This is a genomic window from Opitutus terrae PB90-1, from assembly GCF_000019965.1.
Lineage (GTDB): Bacteria > Verrucomicrobiota > Verrucomicrobiia > Opitutales > Opitutaceae > Opitutus > Opitutus terrae.
In genome coordinates this window covers 4,407,158-4,420,053 of the sequence record NC_010571.1, presented here as the reverse complement: position 1 = coordinate 4,420,053, position 12,896 = coordinate 4,407,158, and the positions used below count along the sequence as shown (strand labels likewise).

6 protein-coding genes are annotated in these 12,896 nt (G+C 66.2%); 4 read left to right on the top strand and 2 right to left on the bottom strand.

The window, feature by feature from the left end:
• Positions 1-173 precede the first annotated feature (173 nt).
• The 4 genes from OTER_RS24340 to OTER_RS17055 all read left to right on the top strand — a co-directional run bounded on the left by OTER_RS24340 (position 174) and on the right by OTER_RS17055 (position 9,634).
• The gene (locus OTER_RS24340; protein ID WP_012376179.1) at positions 174-3,320 is read left to right on the top strand and encodes a sensor histidine kinase; all 3,147 of its coding nucleotides are present in this window, start codon (positions 174-176) and stop codon (positions 3,318-3,320) included.
• The gene (locus OTER_RS17065) at positions 3,298-3,936 is read left to right on the top strand and encodes a response regulator (protein ID WP_012376178.1); all 639 of its coding nucleotides are present in this window, start codon (positions 3,298-3,300) and stop codon (positions 3,934-3,936) included. The genes OTER_RS24340 and OTER_RS17065 overlap by 23 nt, the downstream gene beginning before the upstream one ends.
• Before the next feature lie 200 nt (positions 3,937-4,136).
• Positions 4,137-6,083 carry a GDSL-type esterase/lipase family protein gene (locus tag OTER_RS17060; protein ID WP_012376177.1) on the top strand — a complete coding sequence of 649 codons (1,947 nt, stop codon included), beginning with the start codon at positions 4,137-4,139 and terminating at the stop codon, positions 6,081-6,083.
• 122 nt (positions 6,084-6,205) lie between these two features.
• The gene (locus OTER_RS17055) at positions 6,206-9,634 is read left to right on the top strand and encodes a DUF5107 domain-containing protein (RefSeq protein WP_202795991.1); all 3,429 of its coding nucleotides are present in this window, start codon (positions 6,206-6,208) and stop codon (positions 9,632-9,634) included.
• 190 nt (positions 9,635-9,824) lie between these two features.
• Here the strand turns inward: OTER_RS17055 and OTER_RS17050 are convergent, their stop codons facing one another.
• Positions 9,825-10,886 carry a sigma-70 family RNA polymerase sigma factor gene (locus OTER_RS17050; RefSeq protein WP_012376175.1) on the bottom strand — a complete coding sequence of 354 codons (1,062 nt, stop codon included), beginning with the start codon at positions 10,884-10,886 and terminating at the stop codon, positions 9,825-9,827.
• A gap of 491 nt (positions 10,887-11,377) precedes the next feature.
• The gene (gene trpE, locus OTER_RS17045) at positions 11,378-12,859 is read right to left on the bottom strand and encodes an anthranilate synthase component I (RefSeq protein ID WP_012376174.1); all 1,482 of its coding nucleotides are present in this window, start codon (positions 12,857-12,859) and stop codon (positions 11,378-11,380) included.
• Between the last annotated feature and the right edge of the window lie 37 nt (positions 12,860-12,896).

Sequence of the window (12,896 nt, the reverse complement as noted above, 5' to 3'; positions counted from 1 at the left end):
GTGCGGGAGTCGCGGCAGAGCCGCAGACGTGCCGTGAACGCGGGAGCGCGTTACCCTCAACGCGTTTCGCGCACCGATGGCCGCCAAGCTTTCGCCGAAGCGCGGGCGCGTTCCGCCGCGTCGGGGAAACGGCTTTACGGGTTGCGGCGAGCGTCCCACGCTGCGCTCGCTCGATGATGCGGTGGACCCACCCCTTTACGCTGCAGTGGAAGGCAATCGGCTTGTCGCCGTGGCGGCCGGTTGACGCCCAGGGCGCGCCTGGCAAGGGCATGCCGCGGGCCGTTCAAGCCGGCTTCCTCCTTGGGCTGGCGCTGTTCAGTGGTGCCTCCGGGGCTTGCGGCAAGGAAACCATTCGGGGACTGCCTTTCACGCGCTCTTATCCGCTCGAGGAGATCGGCAATGTTCCGCGCGGACCACGGCTCGGATTCGATGCGTTCGGGCGGCTGGCGGTGACCCACAACGGCGTTTACGAGGTGCTCAACGACACGACCTGGGTCGACATGTCGGGTCAGCCGGCGGACGACGGCGTGATCATCGTCCGCGTGCTCCAGGCGTCCGAGGGCCGCGCTTACTACGGCTCGCGCGGCTCGTGGGGCCGGGTCGAGTTCTCGGCCGAGGGACGCTTGCGCGCGATTCCGCTCGCCCCGGCGGATCGGCCGGAATGGACGCTCACGGCCTCCTTTTCTGAGCTGCTCGCGAACGATGACGGGATCTTTTTTGCAGGCTGGGAAGGCGTGGTGTGGTGGGATCCGGCCAAGGAACAGTGCCGGTATTTCGAGGTGGGCGGATTGAGCGCGATCTTTCGCGTCGGCCAGCGGGTGTTCGTTTCTCCCTATCAGCGCCCGTTGCACGAACTCGACTATCGGCAGGGAATCTTGCGGCCGGTCGCGAACACGGATTTCGCCGGCTCCGCGGTCGAGTTCGCGACGCCGCTCGATGATACGCGGACGTTGCTCGGGATTCGCGACGGCCGGCTGGTGGTCTTCGACGGTGCGAGCGCGACGGAGTGGCCCTGGCAGGCGAAGCACGGGCTGACCGGAGACATTTCCGCCGTGCATCACCTGATCGATGGCGGAACGGCGGTGGCGATCGCGGACCGCGGCTTGTTCCTGGTTTCGCCGGAAGGTGAGCTGACCTCGGCGCTGACCGCGCCCCCGTATCACCGCATCACCGGACTGGGGTCGCGCGAGCCGGGCGTGTTGTGGGTGGTGACGGAAGACTCGATCGAAAAGGTGCTCTACGGCAGCCCGCTGACGGTGTTTGGCCAGCGGCTCGGGTTGCCGGTGCAATGGCCGAAGGTCGTGCGTTGGAATGGGCGGGTGGTGGTGGCAACGCGGGGGCGGCTGTATGCAGCGGTGGCCGGGCCGCCGGGGGCGGCGAGCCGGTTCGAGCCGATGCCGACGCCGCCGACCGGAGCGTGGGCCGCGGCGGCGTTCGATTCCCGCATGCTTGTCGGCAATTCGGCGGGCGTGTTCGTGGCCGAGTCCGACGGTACGTTCACGCCGGTGCCGTCCGTCCAGGATGTGCAGCAGTTGATCATGGTGGGCGCCGATCTGTGCTTTGCCATCGGCAAGACGGAAACCGCCGCGTTGCGCTGGGCCGGCGGCCAATGGTCCGAGTGCGCCCCGCGGATTGGCGGAGTAGGGCATCCCGCCGCGGTGACGCATGCGACCGCGCATGCGGCCTGGCTCGAGCTCGGCGCCAACCGGGTGGCGCGGCTCTCGCTGCAGGAAGGCCGGATCAAGCTGCGGACCTTCGACAAACTGGCGGGCAATGCGATGCAGTGGGTGAATGTCGGCATCGTCGACGACCTGGTCGTGCTCAGCGGCGCGATCGGCAAGCGCCTGTATTTCGACGAGCGCACGGAATCGTTCTGCGCGGCGCCGCAGCTGGAGCGGCTGCTGGCGCGGTCGCCGCATTGGATCATTCGCATGGAGAAGGACGAGAGCGGCACCTTGTGGGCCGCGCACGAGGAAGGGGTGGTGACGTTCACCCCGAAGGACGGCGACTACGAGATGGACGTGAACAGTTTCGATGGACTCAACGATCGGTATCCGGTGGTCCATGTACTGCCGCACAACGACGTCTGGCTGTCGGCCGGACGCTCGCTGCATCATGTGGAGCAACGGCGCGCCAGCGAGCGGCCGGGTGCGCTGCAGCCGCAGTTGGTTTCGGTCGAGGACAGTCGCACGAATGTCGAGCTGCTTCACGGCCACCGCGCGCGCGCGGAGCCGCTGCGGCTGCGTTTCGACCAGAACAGCGTCGCGCTGCGGTTCTTTTCCGGCACCTATGCCTGGCGGCGCGCGCCGATCTACGAGTTCCGCCTGAACGGCGCGGATCGCTGGGCGACGCTGGGCTCCGGCTCACTGCTCAGCCTGTCCGGATTGCACGAGGGCACCTACCACCTGCAGGTCAGGATCGCCGGCCGGGGCGATCGTCCGGCGGAGCCGACCACGTTCGATTTCGAAATCCTTCCGCCGTGGCCCCGGACGTCGGGTGCCTACGTCGCCTACGGGCTCGGACTCGTATTCGCCATCGTCGGGCTCGTCGAATGGTCGAGCCGGCGCGCCCGTCGGCGCAATCTCGCGCTCGAGCAGCTGGTGCGCGACCGCACCCGCCAGCTCGAGAAAACCATGGAGCAGCTGAACGAGGAGACCCGCAACGCGGCAACGCTGGCCGAGCGCAATCGGCTCGCGGGCGAAATCCACGACAGCCTGCAGCAGGGTTTGAGCGGGGCGATCCTGCAACTGGACGCGACGCTCAAGCTGCGCTCGGTGACCGGCCTGGTGCGCTCCCGCCTGGAGGTCGTGCGCAACATGGTGTCCTACACGCGCCACGAGGTGCAGCACGCCGTGTGGGACTTGGAGTCACCGCTGCTCGCGGACACGGAACTCGGCGAGGCCCTGCGGAAGTTGACCGGACTGATCAATCCCGGCACCGCCAAAATCAGTATCGACGTATCCGGCACGCCGGTGCCGCTGCCGTCGGCCACGAAGCATCATCTGCTCCGGATCGCGCAGGAAACGACCACGAACGCGGTGCGGCATGCGAGCGCGCAACGCATCGCGATTCAAGTGGACTATCAGGCCGACGTCGTGGCGCTGACGGTGGTCGACGACGGCGTGGGGTTCGAGCCGGACGACGTGCTGTCGAAGAGCGGAGGCCATTTCGGGCTGCGCGGACTGCGCGACCGGGCGCGCAAGCTCGAGGGCGAGATCGAGATCCACAGCCTGCCAGGGCAGGGGACGACGATCCGGGTGTCCGTGCCGCTGCACCCTCAACCACTGATCGCGACCGATGCACAAAACCGTTCGTTCTGACAAGATCCGGATTCTGCTCGTGGATGACCACATGGTCATGCGCATGGGGCTCGTGACGGCCACCAGTGACGAACCGGACATGGAAGTCGTGGCGGATGTGGAGAACGGCGCCGAAGCGATCGAGGCTTACCGGGCGCACCGGCCGGACGTCGTCGTGCTGGATTTGCGGATGCACGGGATGAGTGGCGTGGACGCGATCCGCGCGCTGCGCAGCGAATTTGGCAATGTGCGCGTGCTGGTCTACAGCAACTATGCCGCGGGCGAGGAGGTTTATCAGGCGCTCAAGGCCGGCGCGTCGGGCTTTGTCGTGAAGGAGATGGCGCTGGAACGGTTGCTCGAGGCGATTCGCAAGGTGCACGCGGGCGAGCAGTATGTTCCGCCCGAGATCGCAATGCGCATGGGCGAGCGATTGATGGCGCAGCTTTCGCCGCGGGAACTGGACGTGCTGAAGCTCGTGGCCAAGGGCCGGAGCAACAAGGAAATCGCCGCCGAGCTCCACGTGGTGGAGGGCACGGCGAAGATCCATGTGGCGAACATCCTGACGAAGCTCGGCGTGTCCGATCGCACGCAGGCGATCGTCGTCGCGGTTCGCCGCGGGATCATTCAGATCGAATAGCTCGCGATGAGAGTGGCCGGCGAAGCTTAGCCGCAAGCCAGCCGTCAGATTCTTCGGTTGTGCCGCGACGAGGGCGTCGCGGCTCCAGTTCGAGCGGTGCGCCGCCCGTTCTGAAATCAGTGTGACGCGACCGTTTACTCGCGGCCCAACCCGCGGCCGAATCGGGCTGGTGCCGTCCGCGTGCCTGGACCGGCACGACCATGAAGAGCCGATTTTTTCTGATCAACCGGAGCCTCCGGGCGGTGCGGCCCGCACTGCGCCCGGCGGGGTGGCTCGCGTGTTGCGGGCTGCTGCTCGCCCCATGGGCGCAGGCGCAGTCGCTCAGCACGCCGGTGGCGCGGACGGATGGCAATTCGCTCCTGGCGCACGAGCAGCTGCTCGCGAAAGCGCGACGCGGCGGAGTCGACGTTTACTTCGTCGGTGACTCGATCGCGCGTCGCTGGGGCGCGAGCGAAGCCCTTTACGCCGCGTTTCTCGAACATTGGAACGCGACCTTTCGCGGCTGGAATGCCGGCAACTTTGCCTGGGGCGCCGACGGGTTGCAGCACATCCTGTGGCGGATCGAGAACGGCGAACTCGACGGCGTGAATCCCGATGTGATCGTGATCCTCGCCGGCGCGAACAATGTTGGCACCGCCATCGGCTCCGATGCCGGCGTCGCTGCGTTGGTCGAGGGCGTGGCGCATCTGATCGAGCGCTGTCGTTACAAGGCGCCGTCCGCCACGATCATCCTGACCGCGCTGTTTCCGAGCGGTACGCTGGCGGTGATGCCGACGATCAACCGGATCAACGCGGGGCTCGCGGCGCTCGCCGACGGGCAGACGGTTCGATTCCTCAACGTCAACTCCCGCCTCACGGATGCGGCTGGCGCGCTGTTGCCGGGCATGATGGGCGATGGGCTGCACCCGACGCTGCAAGGTTATCAAGTCTGGGCCGACGGGCTGACCCCGCTGCTGACGGAATTACTGGGTCCGCGCGAACCGGCCAACGATCACGCCCCGCCGCCGACGGGCGATCCGAGTGCGCTGCGGCCCGTCTACTCTCCTTCGACGAGCCCGCCATTCGTGCCGGCGCAGAGCCTCGCGGTGCCGGTGGGCGCGACCTCGGGAAAGGTCGTGGGCACGGTGCAGGCGATCGATCCGGACGCGGGGGAGGTCGGCGATTGGCTGATCACCGGTGGCACCGGCGCGGGAGTCTTCGCAGTCAATGCGAACACCGGACAGTTGACCGTTGCCGCCGGCCCGCTCGCGGCAGGTTCAAGCTACACGCTAAGCCTCTCGACGCGAAATGGCTTCGGGCGCAGCGCAGCCGGCACGGTCACGGTACGCGTGACCGATCAGCCGCAGAAGGTGACGGGCTGCGGTTACGAATTCGCCGCGGACATCACGCATCCCAACGGCAATGTCTACGATCAGGTATTGTTAACCGGACCGATCGTCACGATCCGCGCCGATCCGGGGCAGATGGTCCGGGCCTCCTACCTCGATCTCAACGACGACATCGTCCAGATCGAATTCGCGGGCCCTGGCGAGCTGACGGTCTCGCTCGCGGCGGCGAGCGCACCGGCGTTCCCGCAAAACTACCGGCAGGAGATCAACTATGTGAAGGGCCATGCCACGATCGCGATCGCCGGCGCCGACGAAGCGACGAATCTGAGCGTCTTCACGGTCGGTCGAAAAACCGCGGTGCAGCAGTCGCTTTTCCTGGAGGTGCTCTACGACGGAATCGCCGACCTCGCGCGAGTCATCATCGCCAGTCCAACGCGCCGCTTTGGCGGGTTGCGCACGGCGGATGCGGAATACTGGGCGACGTACGGCGACACCGGGATCAGCGCGCCCGGCGTCCGGTTCAGCGGGCCCGTGAACCTGCACAATATCTCGGCGCGCGAGCAGGCGGTGCCGGTGCTCGTGACCGGTCCGATCGATCCACGCGAGGTCGAAGGCAGGACGATCGATGGTTGCGTGCTCGTCGCAGGCGGCGACATGGCTCAGCCCGGCGGTCGCGCCATCGAGGTGGGCGACGTGGCGGCCATCTACTTCGGTGGGGGCGAGGATTCCCACGGCACGCCCCTCCCGGCGCAGCAGAACCGCGCGAGTTTCATTCGCCAACGACAGGACGTGACGGCGGCCGTGGTGCGGACCCAATAACCGGCCCGACCGAACCGGCGGATGGCGGCGGGCGATCGCGGCCACGAATCGAACGAGCCGATTGGCTGCGGCGTGGACAATCTGAGAAGAGCGACTACGCGATAAGCGGAATGCCGCCTCCCATGAACGTCGACTCTGCCGTACAGGTCTCCTTCGCTGACCTCGTCCTCCCGACCTACTTGCCGGACGCGCCGGACAAAAATCCGATTTTCTTCGAGGACCGCGTCTACCAGGGCAGCAGCGGCAATGTCTATCCGCTGCCCTACACCGACCGCATCGCCGAAACGAAGACGAACCACACGTGGAAGGCGGTTTGGATCGAGAACGAGTTTCTCCGGGTGCTGGTGCTGCCCGAACTCGGCGGCCGCATCCACGCCATTCAGGACAAGACGAACGGCTGCGACCTCATTTATCACCAGCAGGTGATCAAGCCGGCGCTGATTGGGCTGGCGGGGCCGTGGGTGAGCGGCGGCATCGAGTTCAATTGGCCGCAGCACCACCGGCCGGCGACGTTTCTGCCGACCGACATCGAGATCGAGAGGCACGCAGACGGCGCGAGGACCGTCTGGTGTTCGGATCACGATCCGCTGGCGCGAATGAAAGGGATGCACGGGGTGTGTCTGCGTCCGGGCATCGCGACGGTCGAACTGCGGGTTCGCGCCTACAACCGGACGGCGCTGCCGCAGACGTTCCTCTGGTGGGCGAATGTCGCGGTGCGCGTGCATGAAAACTACCAAAGCTTTTTCCCGCCGGACGTGAACTCCGTCGCGGATCACGCGAAACGCGCGACCAGCGCCTATCCGCTCTGCACCGGACGCTACTACGGCGTGGACTATGGCGCGCGGGCAAAGTCCGGCGTGCCGGCGCGGGAACGGCCGTCGCGCTATGTGCCGTCGCATTGTGGCGGGAAAACGGCGGTCGACTACGCGCCGAACGATCTCTCGTTCTACGCGAATATTCCCGTGCCGACCTCTTACATGTGTCTCGGCACGAAGGAGGATTTTTTTGGCGGCTATGATCATGCGACGGAGACCGGGCTGATTCACGTCGCCAACCATCACCTCGCGCCCGGCAAGAAACAGTGGACGTGGGGCAATCACGAGTTTGGCTACGCGCGCGACCGCAGCCTCACGGACCCGACGGCGGACGGCGAGTATCCGCCGTACATCGAATTGATGGCCGGCGTTTACACGGACAATCAGCCCGATTTCTCTTTCCTGCAGCCCGGCGAAACAAAGGTATGGACCCAGTTCTGGTATCCGATCCAGCGCATCGGGCAGACTCAGGCGGCGAATCACACGGCCGCGGTACACCTGAGCGTAGCCCGAGCGACGTGCCGCGTCGGGGTGGCGGTAACGAGGCGATTGTCGCGCGCGGTCGTGACGCTGACCCTGGGAACCAAGCTCCTCGCCACGTTTACGCGCGACCTCGCGCCGGGCGCGCCGCTGCTCGAGAACGTCGGACTGCCACCCAAGCTCCGCACGCGATCGCTGCGGCTGGCGGTGCGCGATGCCGAGGGGAATGAGGTGATCAGCTACGCGCCCAAGCCGGCGATCGCGACGAAGCCGCCGGCGCCCGCGGTCAAGCCGCCGCTGCCGCGCGATGTGAAGTCGGCCGACGAGCTTTGGTTGATCGGGGTGCATCTCGAGCAATACCGGCACGCGACGCGCTGCCCCTCGCTCTACTGGCGCGAGGCGCTGCGGCGCGATCCGCTCGACATTCGCTGCAATCACGCCCTCGGCGGGTGGCACCTGCGGCGCGGCGAGCTCGCGCTCGCGGAGATCCATCTTCGACGCGCCATCGAACGCTTGACGTCGCGGAATCCGAATCCGCCAGACGGCGAGCCTTACTATCATCTCGGGCTCTGCCTTGTTCACCAAGCGGACGCGCTGCCGCCGGATGCGCGAGATGAACGGGACGGCAAGCTGGAGGAAGCTTGCGCGGCCTTCTACAAGTCGACCTGGAATCAGGCGTGCGCGGCCGCGGGGTTTCATGCGCTGGCCGAACTCGATTGCCGGCGCGCGGACTGGGGCAAAGCCTGCGAACACCTCGAGCAGGCATTGCGCTGGAACTCGGATAATCTGCGGGCGCGCGATTTGAAAACGATCGTGCTGCGGCGGCTCGACCGCGCGGCGGAGGCGACGGCGGTGCTCGACGAGACGCTCAAGCTGGATCCGCTGGACTGGTGGGCGCGGTGGCTGCGCGGCGACCCTTTGACGTGTGACGCGCAAACCCGGCTGGATCTGGCGCACGATTGCGCGCGCGCCGGCTTGCTTGACGAAGCGATTGCGATCCTGGGCGCGCCGGAGCCGGACGCCGGCACGGTTTTGCCGACGCAGAGCTGGGGCGCGGGGCCGCTGATTCACTATACGCTCGGCTGGCTGCACGAACGTCGCGGCGATGCTGCGGCCGCGCGCCAGGCGCGCCAGCGCGCGATGGGCAAGACCGCGGATTATTGTTTCCCGGCGCGACTGGAGGAAATCGCGGTGCTCGAGGCAGCGAGCCGGGCGAACCAGCGGGACGCGCGGGCACGGTATTATCTCGGTAATCTGCTCTACGCGCGTCGGCGCCACGACGAGGCCGTGGCGCTATGGGAGACCTCGGCGCGACTGGATCCCTCGTTCGCGATCGTGTGGCGCAATCTCGGACTCGCGTATCACAACGCGCTCGGTGCTCCCGCGAAGGCGCGTCAGGCCTACGCGCGGGCGCTCCAGCTCGCGCCCGACGATGCGCGAGTGCTGCTGGAGCGAGACCAGCTGGCGAAGCGGCAGGCCGAAGCGCCAGCGAGCCGACTGCGCGTGTTGGAGCGACGGGGGGCGGTGGTGCGGCGCCGCGACGATCTTTCGCTGGAATACTGCGCGCTGCTGAATCAGGTCGGACGGCACGAGGAGGCAAGGGCGTTGCTGGCCTCGCGCGCGTTTCAGACGTGGGAAGGCGCCGAAGGCCAGGCCGTGGCGCAGCACGTGCGCACGCACCTGTCGCTCGGCCGCGCGGCCTTCGCATCGGGCGGTTTCGCAGATGCGCGGCGCTGGTTTGAGACGGCGCTGACGGTGCCGGAGAACCTCGGGGAAGGCCGGCACCTGTTCATCAACCAGAGTGACGTCCACTACTGGCTGGGCTGCGCGCACGCGGCACTCGGAGACACGCGCGCCGCGCGAGCGGAGTGGCGCGAAGCAGCGAGCTACACGGGCGATTTTCAGGCGATGAGCGTGCAGACCTACTCGGAGCTCACGGTGTATGCTGCGCTCGCTCAGCGCAGACTCGGGCAAAAGGCGAGGGCGCGAAAACTCCTCCGCGCGCTGCTGTGCTATGCGCAGGAACTGGCGAAGACCCCCGGCGGTATCGGATTTTTCGCCACATCGATGCCGACCGATGTGCTGCGCGAGGACGCCGCAGCGCGACGGGAGCTGCACGCGCTCTGCCTGGAAGCGTCGGCGCGCCTCGCGTTGGGCCAGCACAGCCGTGGTATCGGCTTGCTCCGTCGCGTGCTCCGTCGCGATCCCAGTCACGCGGCCGCGATGGATCTGTTGCGCAGCGGCGACCTGAAGTGACGGGCATCGGCTGCTGGATTCCGAAGGTGGCGGGGTGGCCTGCGCATGAGCAGAAGGTGGAGCTTCTTGCGGGGAGCGTTTCCGTCCCGCTCCTTCCGCAGCCCACCCGGAGCAGAGCATCGCGGAAAACTCGCCGCACAAAAAAAGGCCGACTTTCGTCGGCCTTGAAATGGGGGGAGACGACCTCGCGTCAGTTGCGGCCGGTGCGGCCGACCCGCTTGGACTTGGCCTCGATGAATTCGCGAATCACGTCCATCCGCTGACGGACGCGATCCTCTTCCTCGATTTCCTCGGACGTGCGGATCGCCTCGTGCTTGGCCATCGCCTTACGCATCTTCGACAGGGCGAGGTATTCGAGCTGGCGGATCCGCTCGCGCGTGACGTGGAACCGGCGGCCCACTTCCTCGAGCGTCAGCTCGTCCTTGCCGTCCAACCCGAACCGCAGCCGGATGATCTCGGCCTCGCGTTCATCGAGGGACGCGACCATGGCATGCAGGTCCGAGTTGAGATTCTTCTCGCGCAGGCCCTCGAACGGGCTGACCGCGTTGTCGTCGCCGACGATCTCGCCGAAGGTGGCGGAGTCGCCTTCCTCGCCGACGGGGGCATCCAGGGAGGCGGGCCGGACGCTCACGGATTTCAGGTGCGCGACCTTGCTGGTCGGGATCTGGAGCTCGATCGCCAACTCTTCGTCCGTCGGCTCGCGGCCGAGTTCTTCGGTGAGCGCCATCGCCGTGCGGCGCATCTTGGAAATCTTGTCCACGAGGTGGACGGGGAGTCGGATCGTCTTCGACTGGTTGGCGAGCGCCCGCTTGATCGACTGCTTGATCCACCATGCGGCGTAGGTGGAGAGCTTGCCGCCCTTGCGGGGATCGAAACGTTCCACGGCCTTGATCAAGCCGATGTTACCCTCGCTGATCAAATCGAGCAGCGGCAGGCCAAAATCCTTGTAATCCATGGCGATCTTCACGACCAGCCGCAGATTGGCCTTGATCATGTGATCCCGGGCCGCCTTGTCGCCCTTGCGGATCCGTTTCGCGAGGCTGATTTCCTCATCGATGGTCAGGAGCGCGGTCTTTCCAATCTCCTGAAGATAAAGCTGCAGGTTACTCCGATCGCCATGGGCGACCGGCACATCCGCGACGCGATCCGGCTTTTCGAGGAAGGAGGGAGGAGCGTCCGGCAGTTCGACGGTGGGAGCGGTGTACGTCTCGGTCTCGTCAGGAGTGGAGAGGGCTTTCGTTTTGAGGGGCATGATGTGTGCGGGATTAGAAGCGGGAGACTAACGATTTGTTCCCGAACTGTAGCTAAACCTGTTCCATATCAATGTAGGAACCCTCCCTTGGGAAACTGCACGCCTAAACTTTGCCATCGGGACAAATGGCGCATTATTTGGCGAAAAATGAGACAGGATGGCCCAGATAGTGAGCAAAATACGGTGTACACCCGACCCCTCTCCGGAGGCTCCCGCATCCTGCCGATCCTGATTTTCTTCGCAAGCATCGTTAATGTTCGCGGGAGCAACTCTTATAGAAATGCTCCTTGGAGCCTGATCGGGCGGCGACAGGGATATGACTTCGATTAACGCGCTGGTCCCGCGGTGAAACGGCGGCCCAAACCGCCGAGCGAGCGAGGCAGCACGACATGCGTACGGACCGGTTCGCGAAGCGGCCGGCGAGAGGGCCTGTTCGCAGCCGGCGACGTTCCCGACTTGGGCGAACGGCCGCGCTCCGAAGTCACCGGCCGCTAGAACCGCTCCGCCATCGCGACGGCTTTGAACAACGCCGAAGCTTTGTTGATGGTCTCCTGGTACTCCGAACTGGGCACGGAGTCGGCGACCACGCCGGCGCCCGCCTGGATGTGAATCCGGCCGTCCTTCAACAGCGCGGTGCGCAGCATGATGCAGGTATCCATGTTGCCATCATAACCAAAGTAGCCGAGGGCGCCGGCGTAGGTGCCGCGCTGGCTGGGCTCGTGGGCGGCGATGATCTGCATGGCACGGATCTTCGGCGCCCCGGTGACGGTTCCCGCGGGGAAGGTTGCGCGCATGAGATCGTAGGCGTTGCGATCGGCCGCGATCTGTCCCTCCACCTGCGACACGATGTGCATGACGTGCGAGTAGCGCTCGACGACCATGAATTCCGGCACGCGAATACTGCCGTAGCGGCACACGCGCCCGATGTCGTTGCGCGCGAGGTCGACCAGCATCAAGTGCTCGGCCCGCTCCTTTTGATCGGCGAGCAGTTCCTGTTCGAGCGCGAGGTCTGCCGCCGGCGTGGCGCCCCGATGCCGTGTTCCGGCGATCGGCCGGATCTCCACGCGTCCGTCCGTGAGTCGGACGTGCACCTCCGGTGAGGCGCCGACGATCGAAAAGTCGCCGGCTTCCAGAATGAACATGTAGGGCGACGGGTTCACCGTGCGCAGCGCGCGGTAAAGATCGAGCGGCGTTTTGGAGAACGTCCGCGAGAATCGCTGCGAGGGCACGAATTGGATGATGTCGCCGGCGCGGACGAATTCCTGACCCTGCCGCACAACCTCCTCGAAACGCTCCTGCGTGAAGTTGCCTGCGGGCACGGTGACGTTGTCGGGCTCGATCAGCGGCGCGGGCGAGATCTCGCGCGGCTGTTTCAGGATCTCGTAGAGGTGGTGCAGCTCGGCGACGGCCTGGTCGTAAGCGGCCAGCGGATCTCCGCGCACGTGGGCGTTGACGCAGAGCCGCAGCGTCTGCTTGGCACGATCGAAGATCAGCAGCGAGTCCGAGAGCACGAAGTAGAGCAGGGGCGTGCCCAGCTCGTTGACGGCGGACGCCGGCACCGTGGGCTCGATCCGCGTGAGGTATTCGTAGCCGACGAAACCGACCGCGCCGCCGGTGAACCGCGGAAGTCCGGGCAGCGTGACGGGTCGGTAGCCGCGCATCTCGTCCTCGATGAGCCGCAACGGGTCCACCGGCGTGGGCACGACCTGCACAGGCTGGCCGGGCACGCGAATCTCCGTGGTCGCTTCACCGCAGGCGAACACCTTGCGGGGGCGGCAGCCGATGAAGCTGTAGCGCGAGAGATTCTCGCCGCCCTCGACGGACTCGAGCAAGTAGGAGGGGCCCGACTCCTTCAGCTTGGCGTAGGCCGAGACGGGGGTTTCGAAATCGGCCATCAAGTCGGCGCAGACCGGGATGACGTTTCCCTGCTGGGCAAGGTCGACGAAGGCGTTCCGGCTCGGGTGGATGTTCATGGGTTTGCGCTACGCGAGAATCTAAAGCCCGTTTTGG

What these genes read in the sequence shown, in the direction of transcription:
- trpE (WP_012376174.1), bottom strand. Translation starts at nt 12,859, where the DNA reads ATGAACATCCACCCGAGCCGGAACGCCTTCGTCGACCTTGCCCAGCAG.
- OTER_RS17060 (WP_012376177.1), top strand. Translation starts at nt 4,137, where the DNA reads ATGAAGAGCCGATTTTTTCTGATCAACCGGAGCCTCCGGGCGGTGCGG.
- OTER_RS17065 (WP_012376178.1), top strand. Translation starts at nt 3,298, where the DNA reads ATGCACAAAACCGTTCGTTCTGACAAGATCCGGATTCTGCTCGTGGAT.
- OTER_RS17050 (WP_012376175.1), bottom strand. Translation starts at nt 10,886, where the DNA reads ATGCCCCTCAAAACGAAAGCCCTCTCCACTCCTGACGAGACCGAGACG.
- OTER_RS24340 (WP_012376179.1), top strand. Translation starts at nt 174, where the DNA reads ATGATGCGGTGGACCCACCCCTTTACGCTGCAGTGGAAGGCAATCGGC.
- OTER_RS17055 (WP_202795991.1), top strand. Translation starts at nt 6,206, where the DNA reads ATGAACGTCGACTCTGCCGTACAGGTCTCCTTCGCTGACCTCGTCCTC.